The sequence below is a fragment of the Saccharospirillum sp. ABV4_185 genome (assembly GCF_056159245.1).
Window position 1 is genome coordinate 1 of the sequence record NZ_JBSWUW010000003.1, and the last position, 25555, is coordinate 25555.

Annotated in this window: 29 protein-coding genes and 1 tRNA gene; 19 read left to right on the forward strand and 11 right to left on the reverse strand. The window is 54.2% G+C overall.

Features of this window, described 5'->3' with window-relative positions; translation table 11 throughout:
- On the forward strand, nucleotides 1-1306 hold a 1306-nt coding region (guaB, locus tag ACXAE6_RS18130; protein ID WP_475152581.1), incomplete at its 5' end, for an IMP dehydrogenase.
- Between the two features lie 143 nt (nucleotides 1307-1449).
- Nucleotides 1450-3027: a glutamine-hydrolyzing GMP synthase gene (guaA, locus tag ACXAE6_RS18135; RefSeq protein WP_475152584.1), complete on the forward strand. Its 1578-nt coding sequence runs from the start codon at nucleotides 1450-1452 to the stop codon at nucleotides 3025-3027.
- 167 nt (nucleotides 3028-3194) lie between these two features.
- Here guaA and ACXAE6_RS18140 read toward each other — a convergent pair whose 3' ends face one another.
- Nucleotides 3195-4163: an SDR family NAD(P)-dependent oxidoreductase gene (locus tag ACXAE6_RS18140; protein WP_475152589.1), complete on the reverse strand. Its 969-nt coding sequence runs from the start codon at nucleotides 4161-4163 to the stop codon at nucleotides 3195-3197.
- Nucleotides 4164-4231: 68 nt separating this feature from the next.
- On the opposite strand from ACXAE6_RS18140, the gene ACXAE6_RS18145 reads away from it, so the two are divergent.
- On the forward strand, nucleotides 4232-4816 hold the full coding sequence (locus ACXAE6_RS18145) for a TetR/AcrR family transcriptional regulator (protein ID WP_475152593.1): 585 nt from the start codon (nucleotides 4232-4234) through the stop codon (nucleotides 4814-4816).
- Nucleotides 4817-4922: 106 nt separating this feature from the next.
- Here the strand turns inward: ACXAE6_RS18145 and ACXAE6_RS18150 are convergent, their stop codons facing one another.
- Together ACXAE6_RS18150 and ACXAE6_RS18155 are read right to left on the reverse strand one after the other, a co-directional pair.
- Nucleotides 4923-5324: a CopD family protein gene (locus ACXAE6_RS18150; protein ID WP_475152598.1), complete on the reverse strand. Its 402-nt coding sequence runs from the start codon at nucleotides 5322-5324 to the stop codon at nucleotides 4923-4925.
- A gap of 3 nt (nucleotides 5325-5327) precedes the next feature.
- The gene (locus tag ACXAE6_RS18155; RefSeq protein WP_475152601.1) at nucleotides 5328-5615 is read right to left on the reverse strand and encodes a DUF3817 domain-containing protein; all 288 of its coding nucleotides are present in this window, start codon (nucleotides 5613-5615) and stop codon (nucleotides 5328-5330) included.
- Nucleotides 5616-5819: 204 nt separating this feature from the next.
- Between ACXAE6_RS18155 and ACXAE6_RS18160 the strand changes: the two genes are divergently transcribed.
- Nucleotides 5820-6230: a hypothetical protein gene (locus ACXAE6_RS18160; RefSeq protein ID WP_475152604.1), complete on the forward strand. Its 411-nt coding sequence runs from the start codon at nucleotides 5820-5822 to the stop codon at nucleotides 6228-6230.
- Nucleotides 6231-6259: 29 nt separating this feature from the next.
- Here ACXAE6_RS18160 and ACXAE6_RS18165 read toward each other — a convergent pair whose 3' ends face one another.
- Nucleotides 6260-7153, reverse strand: coding sequence for a LysR substrate-binding domain-containing protein (locus tag ACXAE6_RS18165; protein ID WP_475152608.1), 894 nt, complete (start codon nucleotides 7151-7153; stop codon nucleotides 6260-6262).
- Nucleotides 7154-7264: 111 nt separating this feature from the next.
- Here ACXAE6_RS18165 and ACXAE6_RS18170 point away from each other — a divergent pair, with 111 nt between their 5' ends.
- The 3 genes from ACXAE6_RS18170 to ACXAE6_RS18180 are packed head-to-tail and all read left to right on the forward strand — an operon-like array spanning nucleotide 7265 to nucleotide 11637.
- Nucleotides 7265-8818, forward strand: a complete 1554-nt coding sequence (locus ACXAE6_RS18170) for an NADH-quinone oxidoreductase subunit L (protein ID WP_475152611.1) — start codon at nucleotides 7265-7267, stop codon at nucleotides 8816-8818.
- Nucleotides 8815-11298 carry a YbcC family protein gene (locus ACXAE6_RS18175; RefSeq protein WP_475152614.1) on the forward strand — a complete coding sequence of 828 codons (2484 nt, stop codon included), beginning with the start codon at nucleotides 8815-8817 and terminating at the stop codon, nucleotides 11296-11298. Before ACXAE6_RS18170 ends, ACXAE6_RS18175 begins: the two co-directional genes overlap by 4 nt.
- A 42-nt stretch (nucleotides 11299-11340) precedes the next feature.
- Nucleotides 11341-11637 (forward strand): hypothetical protein, encoded by a 297-nt coding sequence (locus ACXAE6_RS18180; protein ID WP_475152617.1) that lies wholly within the window; start codon nucleotides 11341-11343, stop codon nucleotides 11635-11637.
- 16 nt (nucleotides 11638-11653) lie between these two features.
- Here ACXAE6_RS18180 and yghU read toward each other — a convergent pair whose 3' ends face one another.
- Nucleotides 11654-12517: a glutathione-dependent disulfide-bond oxidoreductase gene (gene yghU / locus ACXAE6_RS18185; protein WP_475152621.1), complete on the reverse strand. Its 864-nt coding sequence runs from the start codon at nucleotides 12515-12517 to the stop codon at nucleotides 11654-11656.
- Between the two features lie 206 nt (nucleotides 12518-12723).
- On the opposite strand from yghU, the gene tadA reads away from it, so the two are divergent.
- The 10 genes from tadA to ACXAE6_RS18235 all read left to right on the forward strand — a co-directional run bounded on the left by tadA (nucleotide 12724) and on the right by ACXAE6_RS18235 (nucleotide 19899).
- Nucleotides 12724-13203 carry a tRNA adenosine(34) deaminase TadA gene (gene tadA, locus ACXAE6_RS18190; protein ID WP_475152625.1) on the forward strand — a complete coding sequence of 160 codons (480 nt, stop codon included), beginning with the start codon at nucleotides 12724-12726 and terminating at the stop codon, nucleotides 13201-13203.
- A gap of 36 nt (nucleotides 13204-13239) precedes the next feature.
- On the forward strand, nucleotides 13240-14436 hold the full coding sequence (locus tag ACXAE6_RS18195) for an MFS transporter (RefSeq protein ID WP_475152630.1): 1197 nt from the start codon (nucleotides 13240-13242) through the stop codon (nucleotides 14434-14436).
- A 59-nt stretch (nucleotides 14437-14495) separates the two neighbouring features.
- Nucleotides 14496-15122 carry a LysE family translocator gene (locus ACXAE6_RS18200; protein WP_475152634.1) on the forward strand — a complete coding sequence of 209 codons (627 nt, stop codon included), beginning with the start codon at nucleotides 14496-14498 and terminating at the stop codon, nucleotides 15120-15122.
- Nucleotides 15115-15531 (forward strand): N-acetyltransferase family protein, encoded by a 417-nt coding sequence (locus ACXAE6_RS18205; RefSeq protein ID WP_475152638.1) that lies wholly within the window; start codon nucleotides 15115-15117, stop codon nucleotides 15529-15531. The genes ACXAE6_RS18200 and ACXAE6_RS18205 overlap by 8 nt, the downstream gene beginning before the upstream one ends.
- A gap of 23 nt (nucleotides 15532-15554) precedes the next feature.
- Entirely contained in the window at nucleotides 15555-16058 is a 504-nt protein-coding gene (locus ACXAE6_RS18210) for an N-acetyltransferase family protein (RefSeq protein WP_475152640.1), read from the forward strand.
- Nucleotides 16059-16060: 2 nt separating this feature from the next.
- On the forward strand, nucleotides 16061-16765 hold the full coding sequence (locus tag ACXAE6_RS18215; RefSeq protein WP_475152644.1) for an HAD family hydrolase: 705 nt from the start codon (nucleotides 16061-16063) through the stop codon (nucleotides 16763-16765).
- 27 nt (nucleotides 16766-16792) lie between these two features.
- Complete coding sequence (locus ACXAE6_RS18220; RefSeq protein ID WP_475152650.1) at nucleotides 16793-17383, forward strand: class I SAM-dependent methyltransferase; 591 nt, start codon at nucleotides 16793-16795, stop codon at nucleotides 17381-17383.
- Nucleotides 17384-17462: 79 nt separating this feature from the next.
- Nucleotides 17463-18302: a hypothetical protein gene (locus tag ACXAE6_RS18225; protein ID WP_475152654.1), complete on the forward strand. Its 840-nt coding sequence runs from the start codon at nucleotides 17463-17465 to the stop codon at nucleotides 18300-18302.
- A gap of 76 nt (nucleotides 18303-18378) precedes the next feature.
- On the forward strand, nucleotides 18379-18996 hold the full coding sequence (locus ACXAE6_RS18230; protein ID WP_475152657.1) for an MSMEG_1061 family FMN-dependent PPOX-type flavoprotein: 618 nt from the start codon (nucleotides 18379-18381) through the stop codon (nucleotides 18994-18996).
- 246 nt (nucleotides 18997-19242) lie between these two features.
- Nucleotides 19243-19899 carry a tetratricopeptide repeat protein gene (locus ACXAE6_RS18235; protein ID WP_475152662.1) on the forward strand — a complete coding sequence of 219 codons (657 nt, stop codon included), beginning with the start codon at nucleotides 19243-19245 and terminating at the stop codon, nucleotides 19897-19899.
- Nucleotides 19900-19976: 77 nt separating this feature from the next.
- Here the strand turns inward: ACXAE6_RS18235 and ACXAE6_RS18240 are convergent, their stop codons facing one another.
- The 4 genes from ACXAE6_RS18240 to ACXAE6_RS18255 are packed head-to-tail and all read right to left on the reverse strand — an operon-like array spanning nucleotide 19977 to nucleotide 23676.
- Nucleotides 19977-20672 carry a dienelactone hydrolase family protein gene (locus ACXAE6_RS18240; protein ID WP_475152668.1) on the reverse strand — a complete coding sequence of 232 codons (696 nt, stop codon included), beginning with the start codon at nucleotides 20670-20672 and terminating at the stop codon, nucleotides 19977-19979.
- A 35-nt stretch (nucleotides 20673-20707) separates the two neighbouring features.
- A complete protein-coding gene (locus ACXAE6_RS18245; RefSeq protein WP_475152670.1) occupies nucleotides 20708-22216 on the reverse strand; it encodes a glycogen synthase in 1509 nt (502 codons plus the stop codon).
- Nucleotides 22209-23447 (reverse strand): glucose-1-phosphate adenylyltransferase, encoded by a 1239-nt coding sequence (gene glgC / locus ACXAE6_RS18250; protein WP_475152672.1) that lies wholly within the window; start codon nucleotides 23445-23447, stop codon nucleotides 22209-22211. Before glgC ends, ACXAE6_RS18245 begins: the two co-directional genes overlap by 8 nt.
- Before the next feature lie 46 nt (nucleotides 23448-23493).
- Nucleotides 23494-23676: a hypothetical protein gene (locus ACXAE6_RS18255; RefSeq protein ID WP_392805324.1), complete on the reverse strand. Its 183-nt coding sequence runs from the start codon at nucleotides 23674-23676 to the stop codon at nucleotides 23494-23496.
- Between the two features lie 133 nt (nucleotides 23677-23809).
- On the opposite strand from ACXAE6_RS18255, the gene ACXAE6_RS18260 reads away from it, so the two are divergent.
- Nucleotides 23810-24274, forward strand: a complete 465-nt coding sequence (locus tag ACXAE6_RS18260) for a hypothetical protein (RefSeq protein ID WP_475152677.1) — start codon at nucleotides 23810-23812, stop codon at nucleotides 24272-24274.
- 58 nt (nucleotides 24275-24332) lie between these two features.
- Here ACXAE6_RS18260 and ACXAE6_RS18265 read toward each other — a convergent pair whose 3' ends face one another.
- Entirely contained in the window at nucleotides 24333-25118 is a 786-nt protein-coding gene (locus tag ACXAE6_RS18265; protein ID WP_475152682.1) for a hypothetical protein, read from the reverse strand.
- A 145-nt stretch (nucleotides 25119-25263) separates the two neighbouring features.
- Here ACXAE6_RS18265 and ACXAE6_RS18270 point away from each other — a divergent pair.
- A tRNA-Glu gene (locus ACXAE6_RS18270) sits at nucleotides 25264-25339 on the forward strand.
- A 41-nt stretch (nucleotides 25340-25380) separates the two neighbouring features.
- Here the strand turns inward: ACXAE6_RS18270 and ACXAE6_RS18275 are convergent.
- Entirely contained in the window at nucleotides 25381-25506 is a 126-nt protein-coding gene (locus ACXAE6_RS18275; RefSeq protein WP_475152687.1) for a hypothetical protein, read from the reverse strand.
- Nucleotides 25507-25555 lie beyond the last annotated feature (49 nt).

The following is a 25555-nucleotide window of genomic DNA, read 5'->3' on the forward strand; positions in this document are numbered from 1 at the left end:
TCGCCTGGCCATTGCCATGGCGCAGGAAGGCGGTATCGGCATCATCCATAAAAGCATGGGTATCGAACAGCAGGCGCAGCAGGTGCGCCTAGTGAAGAAGTTCGAAGCTGGGGTGGTGCGTGATCCGATCACCATTCAACAGAATGCTGCGGTTCGCGAACTGCTGGCGCTGACAGGCGAAAACAACATTTCCGGCGTGCCGGTGATGGATGGCGACGACCTGGTCGGCATCGTCACCAGCCGCGATGTGCGCTTTGAAAAGAATCTCGATGCCCGTATCGAAACGGTGATGACGCCGCGCGATCAACTGGTCACCGTCAAAGAAGGCGTAGCGCCGGATCAGGTGCGTCAGCTGTTGCACGAACACCGCATCGAAAAAGTGCTGGTGGTCGACGACGACTTCCGGCTGCGCGGTCTGATGACCGTTAAAGACATCAATAAAGCCCAGGCTTACCCCAATGCCTGTAAAGACAGCGATGGCCGTCTGCGTGTGGGTGCCGCTGTTGGTACCGGCCCGGAAACGCCAGACCGCGTCGACGCCCTGGTGCGTGCCGGCGTCGATGTCATTGTTGTCGATACCGCCCACGGCCACTCTAAAGGTGTAATCGACCGGGTGCGTTGGGTAAAAGAAAACTATCCGCAGGTGGATGTGATTGGCGGCAATATCGCCACCGCCGCCGCCGCTCGCGACCTGGCTGAAGCCGGCGCTGACGGTGTCAAAGTCGGTATCGGTCCGGGCTCTATCTGCACCACTCGTATCGTCGCCGGCGTCGGTGTACCGCAAATTTCCGCCGTGGCCGATGTGGCCACTGAATTGTCGGGCAAAGGCATTCCGGTGATCGCCGATGGTGGCATCCGTTTTTCCGGTGATATCGCCAAAGCCATAGTCGCCGGCGCTTCAGTGATCATGGCCGGTTCCATGTTTGCCGGTACCGATGAATCGCCCGGTGAAGTTGAACTGTTCCAGGGCCGCGCTTACAAAAGCTATCGTGGCATGGGCTCTGTTGGTGCCATGGGCCAGACTCAGGGTTCCTCTGACCGCTACTTCCAGACCGTGGAAAGCGGTGTTGAGAAGCTGGTTCCGGAAGGCATTGAGGGCCGCATTAACGTTAAAGGTCCGCTGCATGCCGTGGTACATCAGTTGATGGGCGGCCTGCGCGCCTCCATGGGTTACACTGGTTGCCGTACCATCGAAGAGATGCGCACCAAACCCGAGTTTGTGCAGATTACCGGCGCGGGCATTAAAGAAAGCCACGTGCACGATGTGCAGATCACCAAGGAAGCGCCCAACTACCGTCTGGCTTAAGATGGGTTGAGTGAATTCCGACACCGGCTGCGGCCGGTGTCTTTGTTTTACCGGCGCCAAGAGGGTGCCAAACGAATGATCAGCCGCAGCGGATAAGCCGCTGGGTATAACCGTTTTCTTCGTCTGACTGCTGGAACGCCGCCATGACTCAAGTTGATATTCACGCCCAGAAAATTCTGATTCTCGACTTCGGTTCGCAGTACACCCAATTAATCGCCCGCCGCGTGCGCGAAATTGGTGTCTACTGTGAAATCCACACCTACGAGATGACCGCTGAAGACATCGATGCTTTTAATCCGCACGGTATTATTTTGTCCGGCGGACCGGAATCGGTGCATGCCGATCAATCACCGCGCGCACCGCAACGCGTCTTTGATTTCGGCGTCCCGGTCCTGGGTATCTGTTACGGCATGCAGACCATGGCGGAACAGCTCGGTGGCTCGGTGATCGGTTCCAAAGAGCAGGAATTCGGCTACGCCGAAGTGCAAGTCGATAACGCCGGCAAATTGCTCGATGGCTTCAGCGACCGTAATGCCGACGACAAAGCCATGCTTGACGTGTGGATGAGTCACGGCGACAAAGTCAGCGCCATGCCCGAAGGCTTCGAATTGATGGCATCGACGCCGTCCTGCCCCATTGCCGCCATGGCAGACGACAGCCGTCGTTTTTACGGTATTCAGTTCCACCCGGAAGTGACTCACACCTTAAAAGGTCTGGAAATTCTGGAGCGTTTTACCCGCACGATCTGCGGTTGTGATGCGCTCTGGACCGCCGCCAATATTATCGAAGATATGACCGCACGGGTGCGCGAACAGGTCGGTAAGCGCAAGGTGTTGCTGGGCTTGTCCGGTGGTGTTGATTCGTCCGTCGTTGCTGCGCTGTTGCATCAGGCTATCGGCGATCAACTGGTGTGTGTATTCGTCGACAACGGTCTGCTGCGCAAAGGCGAGGGCGACCAGGTGATGGCGACCTTCGCCGAACATATGGGCGTAAAAGTGATTCGCGTCAATGCCGAAGAGCGCTTCTTGAATGCACTCAAAGGCGAAGCCGATCCAGAGAAGAAACGCAAAATCATCGGCCATCAATTTATTGAAGTCTTCGATGAAGAAGCGACCAAATTGCAGGATGTCGACTTCCTGGCTCAGGGCACCATTTACCCTGATGTTATTGAATCAGCCGCTTCCAAAACCGGCAAAGCGCACGTCATTAAATCGCACCACAATGTCGGCGGTTTGCCGGACGATATGAAGTTGGAATTAGTAGAACCGCTGCGCGAATTGTTTAAAGACGAAGTGCGCAAGATCGGCCTCGAACTTGGCCTGCATTATGACATGGTCTACCGCCATCCGTTCCCGGGCCCAGGCCTGGGTGTGCGTATTCTCGGCGAAGTGAAAAAAGAATACGCCGATCTGTTGCGCGAAGCCGATGCGATCTTTATTGAAGAACTGCACAAGGCCGACTGGTATCACAAAGTCTCTCAGGCGTTTGCGGTATTCCTGCCAGTGCGTTCCGTTGGCGTGGTTGGTGACGGTCGGCGTTACGAATGGGTGATTGCAGTACGGGCGGTAGAAACCATCGACTTTATGACCGCCCGTTGGGCGCATCTGCCGTATGAATTGTTGGGTCGGGTTTCCAGCCGCATCATTAATGAGATCAGCGGTGTTTCGCGCGTGACCTACGATATTTCCGGCAAGCCGCCGGCGACAATTGAGTGGGAGTAAAGGAGCTAGCTTTGGTTGCGAAAAGCGGCCGCCTGCCTGTCCGATGTGAGAATTGACAAGATTCACCCGTTTGTCGGTGTCACTGCGTTCGCAACCGTTACGGTCGTCATCGCCTGGTTGGGATAGTGCTAAGCTAACCCAACAAGGCGAGTCGCTCCATAGTATTTTCAGTGCGTCATTAATTGCGTCGATACACGCCAAAGCTGTTCGGCAGCAGCCGGGTCCAGCGCCCATTTTTTTACGCCGTGAGGATGTTGAGCGAGCTGGGCATCGTTCTCCACACAATATGCCTCCTGACAGTCGTCGAGATAATGCCCGCCTGATGTTTCGAACTCAGGAGCGACGGCGGCTACCAAGGTTGTCGCAGCCCCCTGTTCAATGCTTTTGTATTTGAAGATGCCGGCCGCTTCGGCGGCTTCCAGGGAAGCGCGTTGGCCGGCGGAGAAGTTCCTTTGCAAGCCGGTAGCCACTCCGCCTGGATTGACGGTATTGACCACAATACCATCGGCTGCCCAGCGTCGGGTTGCTTCGACGGAGAACAACGAGTTAGCCGTCTTGGATTGGGCGTAGGCAATCTGAGGATCGTAGCTGCGCCGGTCAAAGTGAAGGTCATCGAAATCCAGGTTTGAGCGCATATGCGCCGTGGACGACAGTGAAACAACGCGCGCGCTGCCACCTTCGGCAGCGCCCTTTGCCAATGCAGCATGGAGCCCTACCGCTAACGCGAAATGCCCCAGGTGGTTTGTCGCAAACTGCAGCTCCCAGCCTTCGGCGGTTCGTTCGAGACCACTGGTCACCAATCCAGCATTGTTGATCAGCAGGTGGAGTGGTGTGTTCCAATTCCCAATGAACTCAGCAATGCTGTTTCGGTCGGCGAGATTGAGCCTCATGACCTGGGGTTTGTATGGCACTCTAGCCGCGCTAATACGATCGGCGACAGCCTTGCCAGCTGTTTCATTGCGCACGGCAAGTACGACCTCGACGCCTGCAGCGGCCAGCACCTGAGCCGTTTCAGCACCCAGTCCAGATGATGCGCCGGTAACTACGGCGCGCAGCCCGCGGAGATCCATTCCGCGAACGACTTCTTCGGCAGTGGTGTTGGCATCGAAGCGGGTTTTAATCAGTGTTTGTGACATTCGATATCTTTACTTTACATAAACAGTAAAAACTGTAAAGTAAGGCGAAACAAGAGGACTTACAAGTCATGACGGAGAAAAACCTGTCGCCGTATGCTGAAACGCAGCGTCATAGCGCCATTCTGGATAGCGCCTTGGCAACATTCGCACGATACGGTTACCGCAAAACCTCGATGGATGAGGTCGCTAGGGCCGCTGGCATTACTCGCCAGGGTCTCTATTTCATTTTCAATTCGAAAGAAGATTTGTTTCGGGCGGCCGTGACCCAGGCGTTGGAGCGAGATATTGCCGATGTTGAAGGCGTATTGACGCGCGCGGACTTTCCTTTAAAAAGCGCATTGTTGGAAGGGTTCATTAAGTGGACGGGGCGCTACATCGGACCAATGGCGCAAGACATCGAGCAGGTGATAGCAGACAACCCTAACTTGCTTGGCAACATGGTCACCGTTATGTCAGAGCGGTTCCATCAACTCGTGATGAATGCCATCGCTCATACCACTTCAGCTGATTTGCGCCAGATGTCAGTTCCACTGGCACAAACACTGATCAGTACATCCATTGGCATTAAGCATCAAGTCGAGTCTTTGGAGGAATATAGAGAACGTCTGGACGTCGCGATAAAATTATTGATATCGGATAACGGCGACCGTTAACAGGTGGGAAAACTAACGATTGTCATAACACCCTGATCACGTTCAGAGCGTTGCGAAATTAGTCGATAAACAGCGATCAAAATGACGCTTGCTAGTGGGTTTGGATTTAATAAAACTGAGTCTCTACCATAAAAATCGCCAGCGCTACTAACACCAAGATTAAACCCAAAATGGGCTTGGCCAAGACGGATAATTGTTCGATCGAATTGTTTTTCAAGGCGCGACGTGTTTGCCCGCTCATCGAGCCGTGCAGGCCGGACAACACAAACACCGCCGCCAATTTGATCCACAGCCAGGTGGCACCAAACCAGCCGCCCCAATACGCCAGCGTCAAGCCCAACACCCAGACCAAACCCAGGGCTGGATTTGTCACACACCGGTCCCAGCGATGCAACATTTGCAAAGTGGCTTTATTGGGTTTCAATAAACCCAGTGCCAGCGCTACCATACCGGACATCCAGATGATAACGACGAGAATGTGCAGGCTTTTGGTAAGCAGGTAGAGCATGGTTTAGGCCTCCTGTCGTTTGCGCATCCAATAGTCGTTAATAAAACCACCGAAGGGAATAAAAGCGCCGGCGATAAGCGCCAGACTATAGCCGATTCCGACGCTGTGCATGAAAAGGGCGCGCATCAGTACAACAATAAACAATATGAAACACAGGCCATGAAGTGAGCCGACAACACTGACTGCGATGGGGAAACCGGCCATATATTTTAATGGCATCGCTACGCAGAACAGTGCAACGAGAGTCGCGGCTTCGGCCAGGTTGGCCCAACGTAGAGCAGTATCGTTCATATCAACATCCGAGCACACAAGTCGCACATCAGGGTGCCAAAGTTTCAAGCCGAAAGCCCATACCAAAAGTCAGTATCATGACCAATATATTGGAAATCCATCCAGGCTATTTCCAATATATAAAGAAGTATGGCTTTCTACTGATGATTTTCCCGACGCACAAACCTGTATGCTAAATAGCCGGTTTTCTTGCTGCTGAGTTTAATGAGTATGACTGTTGACGCTTACATCGCAATTTTTGCAACCCTGATAATGGCCATCGCATGGTTTATGGCCATTAAGTTCTTCATTCCGAAGCTTACCGCCATGACTAAAGACCTGCCGGATGGTATTGGCGAACCTAAGGGCGAGAGCCGCTGGGGGAGTGCTTATGTGAATGGACCTAAATTCAGTGGTTGCGTGAAGTTGGCGGCCTATGAGCATGGGTTTGTCATCAGAGCGATGCCTATTTTTGGCGGAGTGAAGCTTTGGATACCATCTGACAGCATTAAAGTAATGAGCCAGAAAATGGGTGAGAGATCGATTCTCCCCCGTTATATCGAGTTCACCAGTCATGGCAATTACGTTAAGTTGTTGGGTGGGCTGGCCGATTATTTTTACCAACACCGTGGATAGCACATTGCTGAATAGATCCACGGCCTGACTTATTGACGGGTGTTCGCTGCCGCCTGTTCCAGCAAGGTACGCAACGCCACCATTTCCACATGCCGCTTAGCCGTGATGGCGTAGAAGCGTTCGACGACGTCGTTTAATACGCAGTAACGCTGCAACTTACCGCTGCGCAGTTCGTCTTGAACCACCACTTCTGGTACCACGGCAAGGCCGCCCGAATCCCGCGCCAGTAATCGCAGCATGGCCATATCATCGACTTCCGCGTAGGGGTCCACTTCAACGCCGTGGCGTTCACACAGCAGGTCGAACTGACTGCGAATATCGCTGCTCGGGCCAGGTAACAGCAGCGGTAATTGCGTCAGATCATGCGGGAAGCGGAAGTTATCCGCCTGCGCACCAGGTGGCCCGACAATGCACACGCTTTGTTCGGCAATTTGCTGGCAGCGCCAGGGTGTGGAGGTGTCGGCGGCGACGGAGCGGTTGGACAGAATTAGATCGAGTTTATGGACCCGCAGCAATTCCAATAGCTCGTGCAAACTGGCCGAATGCAGTACCAGCCGAATTTTGGCTTCGCCGATCACCGGCTGCAGAAAGTTGTCCTGAAAGTTCCGCGACAACGTCGCCACAGAGCCGATGCGCAAACGTTGCAGATGGCGCAGTTCGCCGCTTTCGGTGACCGACAGCAATTCATTGCCCAGACTGAAAATACTCTGGGCGTATTCCAGTACCAGATGACCCATGTCGGTCAGTTGCAGCGAGCGACCCTGACGCACGAACAGGTCGTGGCCCAGTTGTTCCTGCAGTTGTCGAATCTGCGACGACAAAGCGGACTGTGAAACATGCAGCTGTTCGGCGGCCCGGGTCAGATGGCCTTCTTTGGCGACGGTCCAGAAGTAGTAGAGGTGGTGGAAGTTAAGCTGTCGCATTTATTGTTCACTTAAAAAGAACGAATATATAAAAACAATATATTATTATTAATATAAGTCCAGCGGCATCATCACCCCATCGATTTTTAGTGTTCGATGGAGTGCGACAGGATGATGAGTGTGAACCCCGGTTGGTTGGCGGCGCTGGTCTATGTATTCGGGTATCTGCTGGTGGCCTGGTCTTCAGTACGGCCTTGGCGTGCCGCAACAGCAGTGGCCACCCTGGCGTTACTGATCAGCTTGGCACTGCTGCTGGCAGCGCCGGTGGCTGCGGTCTTTTACGGATACGCCGTCGATAAGGTCGGGCTGGTGGCCGCCGTTCTGGTCACCTTGCTGGGTTGGGTTATCGTGCGCTATTCACGCCGCTATTTGGCCGGTGAACCGGGCCAGCGTCGCTTTGTTCGCTCGCTGCTGTTTACGCTGACGGCGGTGATGATTCTGGTGGTCAGCCAGCACTTGCTGATGATCGTCCTGGCCTGGAGTGCGACCAGCATCGGCCTGCATCACCTCTTAACCTTCTACCCCGACCGCAAGGCCGCCCAGGTGGTGGCGCATAAAAAATTCCTCTTTAGTCGTTTGGCTGAAATCTGTTTGGTGATGGCGCTGTGGCTGATTTATCAGGCCGTGGGCTCACTGTCGCTGGACGCTCTGCAAGACCACCTGGCTGCGACGACCCAGCTATCAGCCGGACTGCCTGCGGCGGCGCTATTGTTTGCGCTCGCCGCTATCCTGAAAACCGCCCAGTTGCCGTTGCACGGCTGGCTGATTCAGGTCATGGAAGCGCCGACGCCGGTATCGGCCTTGTTGCACGCCGGCGTGGTGAATATGGGTGGTTTTGTATTGATCCGTCTGGCCGATCTGATGGCCGTATCTCTGGGCGCTCAATGGTTGCTGGTGGTGGTCGGCAGTTTAACGGCTGTATTGGCGGGTCTGGTGATGTTGACTCGCGTCAGTGTGAAAGTGCGCCTGGCCTGGTCAACCTGTGCGCAGATGGGTTTCATGCTGATGGAAATTGGCCTGGGGCTTTACGAATTGGCGCTGCTGCATCTGGTCGCGCATTCCTGTTACAAGGCTTATTCCTTTCTCGCTGCCGGCGAAACGGTGCGCTACGCCCGCCTGGGCGACATGCTCAGTCCGGCCGATGGCCAGCGCCATTATGGCTGGTACCTGGCCACCGCCGTGATCAGTCTGTTGCTGGTGTTTGCATCCGCTGAGCTGTGGCACCGCGTCCTGCCCGACCTAAGGGTACCGGCGGCCGCGTTGTGGATAGTGGCGCTGGGTCTGGCCTCTCTACTGTGGGTAGAGCGGGGCCATCTGTTGCGCCAATGGCTGAGCGGTCTGCTGCGTGTGCTGATGCTGACCCAGCTGTATTTGCTGTGGCACTGGCTGTTCTCTGGGTTGGCTCCTGAGGCGGCCGCAGCGCAACCGCTGGCGTTGCTCTGGGTGGTGGGCTGTTTCGGTGCCCTCTACGGCATACAGATCTGGCTGCGTCGCTATCCCAGCGGTCGCTTTGCGCGGCATTTTTACCCCTGGGCCTTTGGCGGTTTTTATCTCGATGAAACGGTCACCCGTCTTACTTTCAAAATCTGGCCGGTCAAGTTCAGCGCTGTCCAGGCGCAGACGGTCGCAAACCCGGTGCTGGCGTCAAAAGGAGAATCGCAGTGAACGCTTCCCTTCCATCCTCCAATCTGAACGAAAATGCCGCACTAGAGCGGGCTATTGCTGAGGCCGTGGCGTGCATTGCGCCAAGCTGGCCGCTGGACCGGTTGATCGCTGTTAATCCCTATTGGGGGCGGGTATCGCAACCTTTTGAGGCCTCCGCAGCGGATCTGGCGCGACTGGCCGGTTCGCCGATGACCGGCTCACTCAGCGACTATCAAGCGGCGTGGCAAAACGGCGACATTACAGATGCCGATTTGCATCAGGCACTGGCCGAACAACCGAGTGACTGGACGCTGCCGACGGCGGTGGCGGCCCTGGATGACAGCGACGGCTCGTTGCAGCCGGTGCCCTTACTCAGCGATCAATGGGATCGCCAGCGCGACCTGCGTCGTCAGCCTTCCTGGTGCGACACCATTACCCATCAGATTTCACAATTTTGCGCCGCCTATTTCGATCACGATCAGGCGCAATGGCACCCCAGCCGTGAACAGTCGCTGTACCAGAGTTGGCGTCAGGTGATCAGCCAGGATCACAGCATTGCGCTGTTGATGCGCCATCGTTTTGACCCGGCTCAGGCCAGCGCTCTGGCGGATAACGCCGAGCAACAGATTGCCGATTCGCTGCGACAATTGAGCGTCCCGCCCGAGCAATGGTCCGACTTTCTGCAAGCGGTGATCTTACGCATCAGCGGCTGGGCGGCCTGGTGTGCCTACCTGGGCTGGCAGGCGCGGCTGGCCGGCAAAGAAGACCCCTGTCTGGTCGAATTGCTGGCCATTCGGTTGAGTTGGGAAGTGCTGTTAGACGATGGCAAACGAGGCGATGGAACCCCCTGGTCCGATTGGCGACAGCAATGGCAGGCCGGTGCTCAAACGGATCAGCGACACTCGCTGTCGCTGCTCCACCTTTGGCAGCGTGCCCAGGAAATTCATTACCAGCGGGAACTCGCCGCGAAACTGTTGTCCGCACCTTCGGCGGCAATCTCTACGGCACTCTCTACAGAACCAAGGCCAGCACCCGAGGTACAGGCGGTGTTTTGTATCGATGTGCGTTCCGAAGTGTTCCGTCGCCATCTGGAGGCCCAGTCACCGGCGATTCAAACGCTTGGCTTTGCCGGATTTTTCGGCTTGCCGATCAGCTACACGCCGCTGGGTACAAAAGCGCAACGACCGCAATTGCCTGGTTTGCTGGCACCGTCCATGGCGCTGACCGACAGCAGCGGCGACCCGTCGCTCGATGCCCGCCTGAGCGCAACGCGCAAGCATCGTCTCGACCGGCAAGCAGGCTGGCGCGCCTTTCATTCAGCGCCCTTGTCCAACTTTACCCTGGTTGAAGCCACCGGCCTGAATTATCTGGTCAAGCTGATTCGCCGCAGTTTCACTCTGGGCAAGGTGCCGCCGAGCGACGACCAACTGGCCTTGGGTTCGGCCTCGGCCTCGTTGCGCCCGGCTCTTGCTGAGTCAAGCGCTGGTGGTCTTGAAGGTCAGATTGAACTGGCGCGTCAGGTGTTAACTGCCCTGGGATTGACGGCGCATTTTGGCCGGCTGGTTTTACTGGTCGGGCATGGCAGCCAGACCCGCAATAATCCGCACAAAGCCGGACTGGATTGCGGTGCCTGTTGCGGCCAGGCGGGTGATGTGAACGCCCGGGCGCTGGCGGCTTTGCTGAATAAACCGGAAGTCCGCGACGGTTTGCGCGCAGCGGGTATCGATGTTCCGCAGCGCACGCGTTTTATTGCCGCGCTGCATAACACCACGACCGACGAAATTGCGTTGCTCGATACGCATTGGCTGCCGGACGCTGACAGTACCGATCTAGGAGCTCTGCAGGCCCAACTGAGCGCTGCCTCGGCCGCCGCCCGCCGCGAACGGGCGCCCAGCTTGGGATTGGCGTCCTTGGCGGACCAACCCCAAGCCTTGCTGAAGGCGCTGTATCAGCGCGCAGCGGACTGGTCGCACACCCGGCCGGAGTGGGGCCTGACCAACAACGCCGCCTTGTTGATTGCACCGCGCAGCCGCAGCCGGGGCGTCGATTTGCAGGGTCGCTGTTTTCTGCACGATTACGATCATCGCCAGGATGTCGAGGGCGCACGATTGGCGTCAATCATGACGGCACCGATGATCGTCAGCCATTGGATCAACATGCAGTATTTCGCCTCGACGGTGGATCAACGTCGCTACGGCAGTGGTAATAAAACCCTGCACAACGTCGTCGGCGGGCGCATCGGCGTGTTTGAAGGCAACGGCGGCGATTTGCGCATCGGTTTACCGTGGCAATCACTGCACGACGGCAAAACCTGGCGCCATACGCCTTTGCGATTAACGGTGGTGATCGAAGCACCACGGGAAATGATCGAGCAGGTGATGAACGAACACCCGCTGGTGCGCCAACTGATCGAGCATCGCTGGCTGCATCTGATGCGGCTGGAACAAGACCGCATCGAGCATTATCGCGCCGGACAATGGCAGACCTGGCTCGAAGCTTAACGCCTGTGCCGCTGAATAAAATAATCGAATGAGGAGTTTAGGATGAGCGACAACGTGAACCATCATCACTTTAAATTGATTGCCGGTCACTTTGAGGCACAAGAAGCTCAGGAAATTTTATTGAGTTTGATCGATAACAAAATCGGTTTTCACGAACGCAAAGATTTCAGTCTGCAGGAGCGTTTTGGCGAAACCGATTCCAGTGTGATATCGCGGCTCAATCAATTGCGCCAGACCAAAAATGATTTGGCGCAATTGCTGGAAGCGGCCGTTGCTGAGGACCAGGAGTTATCGATTCAATGCACCATCGATATCGCCTTAACCCCCAGCCCGCGCTAACACCTCAGGCGGTGGATCAGCCGCCTGATTTATCCTGCGTTTGGGTATCAAAATCGCTGGCGTCGTGGCGTTCGTGCAATTGCTCGGATGGCTCTCCGATAACACGGTTGACCATCCGACCGCGTTTGACCGCCGGACGTTGCGCAATGGTGTCAGCCCAGCGCACGACATTTTTATAGTCCTGCACCGATAAAAATTCCGCTGCGTTGTAAGCCTCACCGCGAACCAGATTGCCGTACCAGGGGAAGATAGCGATATCGGCGATGCTGTAGTCAGCACCAGCGATGTAATCGCGCTCGGCCAGTTGCCGGTCGAGTACATCCAATTGACGTTTGGTTTCCATGGCGAAGCGGTCGATCGCGTATTGAATTTTCACCGGCGCGTAATGATAAAAATGGCCAAAGCCACCACCCAAATAGGGTGCGCTGCCCATCTGCCAGAACAGCCAGTTCAGGCATTCGGCGCGCGCAGCACCGGGTTCTGTCGGTACGAACTCGCCGAATTTTTCCGCTAGATAAAGCAGGATTGAGCCAGATTCGAATACTCGGATGGGGTTATCACCAGAGCGATCCATCAGTGCTGGAATTTTGGAGTTCGGATTGACCTCAACAAAGCCGCTGCTGAACTGGTCACCTTCATTAATTTTGATCAGCCAGGCGTCGTATTCCGCATCGCTGTGGCCGAGGGCCAGCAATTCTTCCAGCAGGATGGTGACTTTCTGGCCGTTGGGCGTGGCCAGCGAATAAAGTTGTAACGGGTGTTTGCCAATCGGTAACTGTTTATCGTGCGTCGGGCCGGCGATGGGGCGGTTGATGCTGGCGAACTCACCGCCGTTGGCGTTGTCCCAGGTCCACACTTTGGGTGGGGTGTAATCAGTCACAACAATGTCCTCAAGGTGGGTGGCGTCTGGATAGATCCATCAGCTTGATAGAAGTTCCTCATCCTGACCCAGTACCAGCGGCTGGGCAACCGATGCAGCAGTGATACGCTGCGTTTGCGCTAAGCTAACCTTGTTGCGAAGCCGCCGGCTGAACTGGACTGAGGGCTGCTGTATGATAGCGGCCTTTTTCACAGGAGGGCAGGTCGATGGACGACACCCACTATATGCGCCTGGCACTGGCGCAGGCACAGTGCGCTTATGCGGCCGGTGAAGTGCCGGTGGGTGCGGTGGTTGTTCAAGATCATCAGGTGATCGCCGAAGGCTTTAATGAACCCATCGGCCGGCTCGACCCCAGTGCGCATGCCGAAATGGTCGCCATCCGCAAGGCCGCTCAAGCCGTGGGCAATTATCGGCTCAGTGGCGCCACGCTTTATGTGACGGTCGAACCCTGCACCATGTGCGCGGGTTTGTTGGTGCACAGTCGTATTGAACGTTTGGTCTATGGTACGACGGAACCCAAAAGTGGTGCTGTGCGTTCTAACCTGCAGCTGTTTGATTCCGGACCCTATAACCACCGCCTGGACGTTGTCGGCGGTGTGCTGGAAGACGAATGCGCTGAATTAATGTCGCGTTTTTTTGCCGAACGTCGTGCGCGACAAAAAGCGTTAAAAAAGAGTGCTGGCTGATGGTTGAGCACCTCGATGTAAGTACTGAGAAGCCCAATGCCTGAATTAACCTTTCAACAGAAAGCCTGGCGCTTGTCGCCAATGTACGCCTGCTATTTCACCTTGTTTGGCGTGGTGTTTCCTTATCTGGCGCGATTTCTGGATGCCCGGGGACTGACCGCCCCGCAGATTGGCGTTATTTCGGCCTTGGTCTTTGGTGTCAATGTGTTCGCGCCGTTTTTGTTCAGCCTGATTACCGATCGCACCGGGCGGCGGTTGCCGATGATCCGCTTCGGCTTTGTCATGATGGGGCTGTTTTATTTGCTGACCTTGTTTGGCACCGGCTTTTATTGGTACCTCGGCGTATTCGGTTTGTTCGGCATTTTTTTATCGGCGGTTTTGCCGCAGATGGAAGGCTTGGCCATGACCGTGCTCGGACCCGATAAAGCCCGCTATGGCCAGGTCCGCTTATGGGGTTCGGTTGGCTACGTCATCATTGTCTGGTTGCTGGGCATCGCGTTGGATTATCTGCCGGTCACCATCTTGCCGGTGATTGGCGTGGTGCTCTGTGGCCTGATGTGGCTGACCACGCTGTTGATTCCCGCCGAGACCCGCCTGGATTCCGCTCAGCGCAACGCCATTCGCGCTGGCGAAGCCCAGTACATCGACTGGCGTCAGGTCAGTGTTTTGCTGGCTGTGGTGTTTTTCTGGCAGATCGGCATCGCTCCCTACAACACCTTCTTCGACCTGTTTTTAAAAACGCGTGATTTCAGTGCCAGCACCATCGGCTTTTTGATCAGCTTTGGTACCGCGACAGAGATTGCCATTTTCTTGGTAATCGGCTCCTGGTTTCAGCGTTTTACCGAACGTTTTTTATTGCTGACGGCGCTGATCGCCACGGTATTGCGCTGGTCATTGTTGGCGATGGTCGACAGCAGTTTTGCGCTGGTTTTCTTCACCCAGATGTTACATGCGCTGACATTTGGTGTGATTCACTCGGTCGCCATTCATCGTGTCGGCCGACTGTTTCCGCCCAGCCGCCAGGGCTTGGGCCAGGGGCTCTATGTGGCAACCGGCATGGGTGTTGGACTGATTGTGGGCAACTTGCTGTCGGGTTGGTTGTGGACCGGAGCCGGTGCGGTTTATTGGACGGGCGCAGCCAGTACCGCCATTGCCACCCTGATTGCGTTTTTTGCCTTTGGTGCCATTCGAGGTCAGGACAGCGCGACCGAACCGGCGCGCCAGGATGCCTAACGCAGTTCGCCGCGATATAGTGGACTAATTGTTCAACTCACTGTCGCGACGAGGTTGATATGGCCGACATCCATTACTGGTTAATCATTTCCGCTGCTCTGATTGCCTGTGCCAGCCCAGGCCCAGCGACACTGGCAATTTCCAGTACCGCTCTCAGTGGTGGCCGGCCACGCGCTTTGGCCGTGGCCGCCGGCATCTGGAGCGGCTCCCTGGTCTGGTCAGTCTCCGCCGCCTTCGGCCTGAGTGCCATCATGCTGGCCAACGCCTGGCTGTTCGAAATATTTCGCTATCTGGGCGCGGGCTATCTGCTGTATCTGTCTTACCGCTCGTTTCGTTCGATGTTGCAAGCATCCACGCCGGTGACACCTGTTGCTTCCCAGGGAGCGCTGCTGGCCGCCTATCGGCGCGGTTTGTTGATCCACCTGACCAATCCCAAAGCGGTGTTGTTTTTCGGCGCGCTCTATTCATTGATGCTCAGCCCGAACACAGCGGCGATTTCCTTACTCAGTGTGATTGCTGTCATCAGCTGCACCAATGCGGTGGTATTTTTTGGTTATGCTGTTTTATTTTCCAACGCCAAAATACGCCGTGGTTACGATCAGTCGCGGCGTTTTTTTGATGCGCTTTTTGCTGGTTTTTTTGCCTTCGCTGGTGTCAAGCTTTGGGTGAGTCGGATTAATGATTGAGATAGTCACTGTTGACGCCAGCTATACAACAGAGCTGGCGATACTGAACCAGATGTTGATCGCAGAAGAAGGCAGCACAACGCTGTTAAATCTGGTGCAGCTGGCTCAGCGGATGCAGCAGTGGCTGACGGGTGACTATCAATGTTTAGCTGCCTTCGAAGGCGAGCGAATGATTGGTTATTGTTTGTTTGCTCTGCAGCCCGATCGAAATTATGTCCGTCAACTCTACCTGGTGTCAGACCAGCGTCGACATGGTTATGGCCGACAGCTTTTGGAACGTGTGGAGGCTATGGCTACACCCGGCAAGCCCATGCATTTGGAAGTTCTGGCAGATAACGATCGGGTATTGGGATTTTATCAAAAGCTGGGATATTCACCCTTTGTTTATGAATTAAGAAAACAACGTTAGCAGTGTGATACTCAGGAGGCCTCTTGATTCGCGAAGCAACCGCAGATGATTTCGATGCCATCTGGCCCATCTTTGAAAGCATCGTTCGAGCCGGAGAAACCTACGCTTACGCCACCGATACCCATCGCGATCAGGCCTATCAGCTATGGATGGAGTTGCCGCGCAAAACCTTTGTCTATGAAGACGATAAGGGTGCCATCCTGGCGACCTACTATCTGAAAACCAATCAGGCCGGACCGGGCAGCCATGTGTGTAACTGTGGTTATATGGTGTCAACTGCCGCTCGTGGTCAAGGCCTGGCGACGCAGCTGTGCCAGCATTCTCAACAGGTCGCCCGAAAACTCGGCTATCTGGCGATGCAGTTCAATTTTGTTGCAGCCAGTAATGAGGGGGCCGTACGGTTATGGAACAAACTGGGTTTCGCAACCGTCGGTCGTTTACCGCGCGCTTTCAATCATCCAGTGCTGGGGTTGGTCGATGCGTTGGTGATGTATAAATGGTTGGGTAACTCTGTTAATCAGGTTTAACAATGATCGAGGCTGTTTTCTTCGATTTGGATAACACCCTGATCGATAGGGACCAGAGCATTGAGCGGTTTGCAGAGAGCTTCCTTGTTAAATATAAAAATCAGCTGCCAAGCATAGATAGTGCACAGGTCGCTGCCTTGATTAAACACAGAGACGGCGGTGGTTATTTACCACCAGTCTCTGGATTTACCAGCTTAGCAAAGGCTATTGCAGTTGAACTCGTCGAAAGACTGCCATGGCGCTTGACGCCTTCGGTAGGCGATATAGAAACCTATTGGCGTTATGAATTTCCGCTGAGTTCGGTAGAAATGCCGGGTGCTTTTTCGTTGCTGACTCAGCTTTATAGCCGTGGATATTATTTGGCCGTTATTTCTAACGGTTCCGATAAAAGCCGACATCGAACTCTTGAGTCAACTCGGTTGAACACCTTGATAGAGCGGGTGACCAGCTCGCAAGCAGCCGGGATCAGCAAGCCATCTGCAGCAATATTTCATAAAGCTATAGCGCACGCTGGGTATTTACCGGAACAGTGTTGCTATATTGGTGATCATCCCATTAACGATATAAAAGGGGCTAACAATGCCGGAATGCAATCCATCTGGCTCAGAGGCTTTCAAGGTGGACAAGAGTTACCGGAACACAGGTTAACCGTTGATCGACTCGAAGAAGTGTTAGGTATTATCGACAAGCTCGAAGGGAATAATTAAATGGCTGAATCAAGCCGGACTCACCGGGTGCCCAGATCTGATCCCTGGCAACTGTATCTGCAGAAGTCGCTGAATAAACCATCGAACCCGGTTGTTACGGTGGCGGCCAAACTTAATCAGTCAGGGCTTAATTGTGCAGTCGATGTTGGTTGCGGTGCTGGCAATGACTCAGCCGCGTTGCTCGATATGGGTTACCAGGTGGCTGCTTACGATGGCAGTGCTGAAGCCGTACGCATCTGCACCGAACGCTTTGCCAGCGAGCCTGGCTTCTGCATTGAACAAGCCCGGTTTGAGACCTACGACTATCCTGAAGCAGGATTGGTGATCGCATTCTCCTGTTTGTTTTTCTGTGAACCAGAGTGTTTTGATTTGGCTTGGGGCAATCTCAGCTCTGCCATACAACCCGGTGGCGTCTTTGTCGGTCACTTTCTGGGGCCTGAAGACGACTGGGCGCAGGGCCATCGCTTGCCAACCTGTCCATTGAGTAAAGCTCGGGCGCTGTCACTGTTCGATACATTCCGCATTCACACCTATAAAGAACAGAACGAAATCGGCACCACCCGGTTAGGTGCCGACAAGCACTGGCATACTCATCAGGTTCTGGCGATAAAGCGTTGAACCGGGCGGCGCTCAATGGTGGAGTTTATTGTGACTGTGCTATGGTCAAGGCCCTGTTGAATGCATGGAGAGTCGAGCGATGCTCGCACGCACTGCCTTTTCGTTGTTGCTGTTGTCATTGCTGGCTGGTTGCGCCGGTCAGGCCACCTACGAGGTGCCGCAGTCGGAGACCTTTGCTGACTGGGTGGAAGCCAAAGCTGTTTATGAACACAGTCTGGCTCAGGTTATGGGTTCGGTGCCGGTACCGGATGCTGCCGAGCAGGAAGATGCTTCTTTAATTCAGGCCATCGATCAGAACCTTTACCCGCATTTATTTTGGGGCTATATCCAGGCCGATGGTCAGATTATTGCAGCCACCGATGGTCATACCGAAGGTCTGTGGATTCTGTTTTTGGAAGAAAACCATCCCAGCCTGGCTCAGGCGGGACCAACCTTGCAGACTGGGCAGCAGGCTAATTTGACTGCGGTAACCGTGCGGCCGAATCGTATTTCTCCGGCTTTTGCCGGTGTCTTTATGACTCACGAATTAATGCACGGCTTTAATGACTTGTTTGCTGATGGCGCGCTGCCGGAAGCGAGTGAGTTCAATGCTTATTCAGTGGAAAAGGCAGCCTATAATTATCGTTACAATGGTCGCCTGGATAAGGTTCTTGATGATCTTCTCGATGATAATGACATCGATAGCTACGACGACTTATTGGCCTTTACTCAGGCTGAAGATGATCGCTTGGATCAGTTCCTGTTGAAAATTGACAGCGACTTGAAGCATGGGCCAGCGCACAGCCCGGAAGAGCACGAAATGCGTCTGGGTTTTTATTTAATGGCGACATCAATTCGGGTTGGTGAACGCAGCGGCAGTAGCTTTTTCGATAATACCGCTCGCTTAAATCGGTTGCTGGAACGATTCGGTCGATATTGATCGTCGAGCTTCCATAAAACCAAGCGGCGGAATTGTATTGCTTATAGGATTGTATTGCTTATAGGAGAGTGTCGTGGTGAATATCCGAAGTGAATATGATGTCCGTAATGAGGAAGACCTCAGAGACGTTATTGCGCCACCCAGCTCGGCCGTACCCGATAAAGTCGAGGCTTTATTAACTGAGCAGTTCAGCCAGTTTATTGCCCGCTCGCCCTTTGCTCTGGTTGCGACCTGCGATGCTCAGATGCAAGTGGATGTATCACCAAAAGGAGATGCGCCGGGTTTTGTCCGCGTATTGGATGACCATACTCTGGTTATACCGGAACGTAAGGGAAACCGCCTGGCATTTGGGTTTCATAATATTCTTCAGACCGGTTCGATCAGTCTGATTTTTATGATTCCCGGTACCCGTGAAACGTTAAGAGTTAATGGACGGGCTCATTTAAATCGAGATCCCGAGTTGCTAGCTGAGCTGGCTGCGGATGGTAAAGCTGCACTGTTGGCAACAGTGGTTAAAGTTGAGGAAGCTTTCTTTCATTGTGGTAAAGCGTTAGTTCGTTCTGGTCTATGGCAGTCTTCAACGTATAGCACTGAGGCCGAGACCTTGGTGCGTCAGTATTTTTCGAATCTTCGATCTATGAAAGTCGAAGCCGTCAGTGATTATTTGGAAACCGGTTACAGAGAGGAGCTTTAGACTGGGTTTCATTTTTTTGGAAATGAATACTGGATCACAAAATTTAGACACAGCTGATGGAAGTTCAATTTCTTCTCAATCGTAATAGCTGACTGGTTCACAAATCTGCAATTTAGCTGCTTTTTTCTTCCCTGATTCAAACGCTTATTCAATCGCTTGATCGTTAATCTCCAGCCTTGTAGCACAGGGTTTTGACTCCCTTGTGTTCAAACACATGGATGTTCGTGGCAAGGAAGGAGAGAACAAATGGCAATGATTGCCTCTTTGCAAGTCATTAATAAGGCGATTGACAGCGGCGAGTTCGAACGAGCCAGTAAGCTATTAGTACCGCTGATTAACAGTTATCCCGATGATCCTGAAATAAGACTCCACTATGCTTTGGTGTTGTCGCAACTGAATGAGCTGGAACAGGCATTAATGCAACTTAAAATCCTGTCCAAGGATTACTCTCAGGTACCGGCAGTGAGCATTAATCATGGCGATGTACTTAATCGCTTGGGTCGAAATGAGGAAGCTATTGAAGTGCTAAGTCGTTTTGTACGCAAACGACCGCGCTTTTTTCTCGCTCGATTTAATCTCGCGCAAGCGCTGAACGATGCCGGCCATCTTGACCAGGCGATTGCCGAGTACCGAATGGCCCTAGCGCATGCTCCGGATCAGGGAGATGCCTGGTTTAGTTTGGGGAAACTGCTTTTGAATGGTGGTCGGGCAGCCGAAGCGATTGACTGTTTCACTCAGGCATTGGAGCGACTTCCCGACATGTGTCAACCCAAGGTCGTCCAGCAACTGAGACGTGCCTGGCAATTGCAGGGGTATGCAGTCAAGGAGCCAGCGATTCCTCGTAGGGGGCGAGATAAGTTATCAACCCTGTATGACAGTCTCGCTCATCATAGTGGACACTAGGTCGTTGCTTAATCAAGCCGCTCAGGTGAGCGGCTTTTTCGTTTTGAATATCATTTAAATGTCAGGACTGCATTGCGCTATAAATGCTTAGCCAAAAATACCAAACTACGCCCGTGTGCCAGCGCTGAAGCGTTTTGGTTGTAGAGCGAACGCCCCCAACAATTAAAGCCGTGACCGGCATCGGGATAGTCGAAAAATTCGGCGATGTTTTTACCTTCAAAAGCGGCCTTTATGGACGCAACGGCATCGGCTGGGATACTGCCATCCTGACCACCGTGGTGGAACTGAATGGGTACGTTAATGTGCTTGGCTTCATCCAGATAGTCGACGGTTTTGCCACCGTAATAACAAACGGCGGCATCGGGTTTGCCAGTCGCTGCGGCGCGAAAGGCCAGTTGGCCACCCAGGCAAAAACCCAGCACCGCTGTTTTTCCGGTTACTTCGTTGCGCGCTTTTAAGCAATCGACGGCATCGGCGACATCGAGTGTGGCTTGGTCGCGGTCAACCCTTTTTGCCAAACCAAATGCCTTTTCATTGCCTGCCTCGTTATATTCCAGATCGATGCGCGGTTCGATGCGCCAAAATACATCCGGTGCCAGGACGGTATAGCCGGATAAAGCAAACTGATCGGCCACGGTGCGAATATGATGATTCACACCCCAGATTTCCTGCAGCAAGACAATGCCGGGGCCGCTACCGGTCGGTGGCAGTGATAGATAACCTTGAAATTGTTGGCCGTCGCGGCTGGGAATATCGATCCAGGATGCATTCATGATAAAGCCTCCATCAGGATGTCAGTGTTATTGATTTAATGCGGGGTTGAATGATTTGCAGCGGTTGAATTGACGCGAGGTTTATTCAGCAGCTGTCGGTAGAAATCGAGGTAGACTTGCGCCGAATCGAGCCACTCGAAACGCTGCGCCATGGCATTGCGTTGCATTTGTTGCCAGACCTCCGGCTGCTGGGTAAAGACACTGATCAGTTGTTCAAGCGCCTTTTGCAGCGTGACCGAATTGGGTTCCAAAAAGTTAAAGCCTGTGGCGTCATTGAGGTTGGTCGCTGTGTCGTTCAAGGCCGTGACCGTATTTTTCAGACCACCAACTTCGCGCACCAGGGGCAGGGTGCCATAGCGTTGGCTGTAGATCTGATTCAGCCCGCAGGGTTCAAATAAAGAGGGCATCAAAAACGCATCACCGCCGGCTTCCAGACGATGCGACAAGGCCATATCGTAGCCCTCAACGAAGCGAACTTTCAGTGGAAAACGTTGCTCAAGGCTGTGCAAACGCGCCGCCAGTTCGGCGTCGCCGGAGCCGAGCAAAATAACCTGCATATCAGCCTCTTTTAATATCTCTTCCAGGGCCGGTATTAACAGATGAAAGCCTTTTTGATCAGTGAGTCGGCTGATGGACACCAGCAGTGGCACCCGGCGTTCGGCCAAGCCGAATTCCTGTTGCAGGGCGGCTTTGCACAGCGCTTTACCAGGTTCATCGATGTTGTGGAAATGAGCGGCAATATTGGGATCGGTTTCCGGTGACCACTGGCCATAGTCACAGCCATTAAGGATGCCGATCAGGTCTTGCTGGCGCGTACGAAAAAACCTGCCCAGACCGTGGCCGCCGAGATCGGTCACCAGTTCTTCGGCGTAGCCGGGACTGACCGCATTGAGGCCATCGGCAAAATGGATACCGCCTTTGAGCAGATTGATGCGGCCGTAATCTTCGAAGATTTCTTCCCGGAAATAGCGAGCATCGATGCCCAGAGGCTGCAGCCAACTGGCATCGGCATGGCCTTGATAAGCACCGTTATGTAAGGTCAGCAGGCTGCGTGTTTGGGCAAAGAAAGGCTCGTCTTTGAAATGCTCGGCCAGGTAGTAAGCACCCAGGGCGCTTTGCCAGTCGTTCAAATGCACGATGTCGGGTTGCCAGTCGTTGACCAGACACCATTGCAGCGCGCCCTTGCTGAGGATGGCAAAGCGGCGTGGGTTGTCGTCAAAGGCGTGATAGCCATCGTCGTAAACACCGGCTCGTTCAAAGCTTTCGGGATGCTCGATCAGAACCATTGGCAGGCCGTCGTTGTCACCGGTGCGCGCCTGGATGGCGTGGCTCTCAGCTTGACTCAACGGCAAGCTGATTGGCTGGGCTGGCCAGTCGCGCCAGTGTTCTCGGATGCGCTCGTAGGCAGGCATCACCACTTTGACATCGTGGCCCATGGCTTTTAAGCAGGCGGACAGGGCGCGGGCGACGTCGGCGAGACCGCCGGTTTTTACCAGCCCTTCGACTTCAGAAGCAACAACCAGAATTCTCAGCGGTTCAGTCATCAAAGCCTACGCGCGCGCCCTTGGGAATGACGACAACGCCACCGGGCGAGACGTGGAAACGCTGGCGATCCTGTTCCGGGTTTTCACCGATGACGGTGCCCGGTGCAACGGTGACGTTTTTATCGAGAATGGCGCGACGAATGCGACAGCCGCGGCCGATGTCATTACCGCCCATCAGTACACTGTCTTCGACGGTGGTGTAGCTGTGAATATGGCTGTTATGACCGAGGATCGATTGATGCACGCTGCCGCCGGAAATGATGCAGCCACCGGAAATCATCGAACTGATCGCCTGGCCGGTGCGGTTGGCTTCGTCGTGCACGAACTTGGCCGGTGGCACCGCTGGATGATGCGAACGCAACGGCCAGTGACGGTTGTACAGATCGATCGGCGGCGTGACTGCCAGCAAATCCATATTGGCTTCGAACAGTGAGTCGATGGTGCCAACATCGCGCCAGTAACCGCTGGTGTGTTCGGCTTCGCCACGAATGCTGTTGGTGGAAAAATCGTAGACATAAACCACCCCGGCTTCGAACAACTCGGGGATGATGTTGTGGCCGAAGTCATGAATGGAATCGGTGCGCTCGGCGTCGGCGCGCAGGCAGCCGACCAGGGTGTCGGCCTCGAACACATAGTTGCCCATGCTGGCCAATACCCAGCCCGGTCGACCGGGAATGGTTTTGGGGTCGGACTTGGGCTTTTCCTGGAAGCCGATCATCTTATGGTTTTCGTCGATTTCAATAATGCCGAATTGATCGGCCTGCTCGACGGGCACTGGAATGGCTGCAACCGTCAGGCGAGCGTCATCGTGGCTGCGATGAAATTCAATCATTTGTCGCACATCCATTTTATAGATGTGATCGCCACCAAAGACGCAGACGATTTCCGGATCCAGCCCTTCCACCAGATCGATATTCTGGTAGATGGCATCGGCGGTGCCCTGATACCAGTGTTTGCCCATTTGCATCTGGGCGGGAATGGGGTCGATAAAACGGTTGGTCAGGCCGGTGACGCGCCAGCGCCGGCTCATGTGTTTCATTAATGAATGGGATTTGAACTGCGTTAATACAAAGATCTGCAGCAGATCGGAGTTGACGAAGTTATTGAGCACAAAGTCGATGATGCGGTAATTGCCACCAAAGGGTACCGCCGGTTTGGCGCGGACCGAGGTGAGAGGTGCCAGGCGTGTGCCTTCACCGCCGGCTAAGATCATGGACAGTATGCCGGACATAGCCGTTCCCTTCTGGTTAGTCGTTCAGGCGCAGCGCCAGGACAAATCAGGCGATGCGGTTTTGCGGCTCGCCAGCATTCGACAAGGAGCGTTCGAACAAGGCTGGGTTCGTCACTTTGCTGAAAAAGACCGGCGAATTCCAGGGTGCTTGTCGCTGTTGCTCAAAATAGACCAGCGCTGCCACAAAGGCCACGACCGCCAGCAGGAAGAAGATCAGACGCTTGTTCATGATGGTGTTTGGATTGCGCTGTTCAGGAGATGGATCGCATTGTGTACCGGTTGATTCCGAAATGGCAAGGGAACTGCTGGCGAGTTCTGGTAAACTGCTGACGGTTTTATCGTTTAGTCAGTTGAGGTCCGTTATGAAAACCCGTCTGGGTCTGATTCTGAGTCTATTGTGCTGTGCTACCACCACCCCTGTTCTGGCTGCCGAGGTTGTATTAACCGTCCAACCGCAAGCCCGGTTGCAGCTATCGCCGTTGGTCGACCAAACACTGACTGAAACCACGACCGTGACAGTCCATCCCGAGGATGCGGGCAGCCCTGAAGGCGCCTTGAGTGAACCCTTGCCGGATTATTGCCTGCTGTCAGTTGAGGTGGATCTGGGACAATCCGAGGCGGTATTAACCCCCGGCAAGATGATCTGCATTACCGAGGATCATCGCATTCTCGAAGCTCAGCCGCAGGCCGAAATTGTCAACCTGGGTGAGTGTCAGAATGAGAATGGCAGCTGTGGTCGCTACCGCCTGAGTACGGAACAGGTCGGCGAGTTGCGGTTATCGGCACCGATGGAATTCAGTCTGCAGCCGCGTAATATGAATAACTGATGGTTGATCTTGAGGACTGGTTTGAGCTGTGGCTAAAACCGGTCTGCTTCGCCTGGGGTCAATCGTAAACGTTCTTCTTCTTCCAGCTTTCCTGATCTTCCACCATGGACTCCATGCCTTCGGCCAGTTTTTCGGCCTGGGTTGAAGACAGCTGAGTGCGATATTCCTGCCACTCCTGCTTGGCACTATTGAGCTGATTGCGCAGCGCCATTTCTTCCTGCTTAAAAGCGCCGGCATGGCGAGAGGCGGTGATGGTGTCCATACCTTTTTGGAAAGCCCGGCAGGCTTCTTGATAATTTTTGCTGTTCACGCACTGCTCGCCGCGTGAACCAAAGAAGCGAACCGCCGTCTCAACCAGCTTTATTTCCACCTGAGCGAGCATCTTCTCAGCGGCTGTCTTATCCATGTGGCCGGTTTCGTAGTTGCGTTTGATAAACAGGAATAAGGCTTTAAGAGTGTGACGATGCAGGTTGATTTCTTCGGGTGATAAATTCGGGATCGTCGCCTTGGGGGGATGCAGTTTGGCTTGGGCACGCTCGGTGGTGAGCTGTTCGTAATCGCTGATCAGATATTTTTCCTGATCGGGTTTTAATTTCACCTGCGCCCGTAAGTTTTGCAGCAAGGCTTGATAAATAAAGTCGCGTAATTCGGCCGACAGGTAACCTTCGGGCAGACTGCGTAAGACGTTATTCAGTTTGCGGAACTGGGTGTTGAGGTTTTGCAGTTGCTCACGGACGGCGGCCTGATGACGATGGCGACCCTGGGTAATCATCATGGCCACCAGCATCACAACGACCATGATGACCGCCGCTATGGAGAGCAAAACCTTTATATCGATGCCCATGAACCGTTCCATCATCTTGAAAGGAACGGTTTGTTCCTTTCATGCACTATTCAGTGTAATGCAAAAATAGGGTGTCGCCGAGCCCGGTAAAACCGGTGCTTGACAGTTAAAGGAGGCGTCCTTAGAGTTCGCCGCCTGCTGACGGGTCCCGTTCGTCTAGTGGCCTAGGACACCGCCCTTTCACGGCGGTAACAGGGGTTCGAGTCCCCTACGGGACGCCACTTCCTACTTTAATAGCCTGTCTTTGGTTTTCTAATATAGCTCATCGGCGGTGGTTGCGTTTTCTTAAGTTGATTCGCGTCAGATAACGCCGCCCCAGCATCCGCAATAAGTCTGCCGTCATGATCAAAACCACAACGGCGACGGCTGCAATCAACACAATTTCCATATCGCCCACCGTTCAAATGTCACGACTATGGCCATGAGCGGTCGCTATT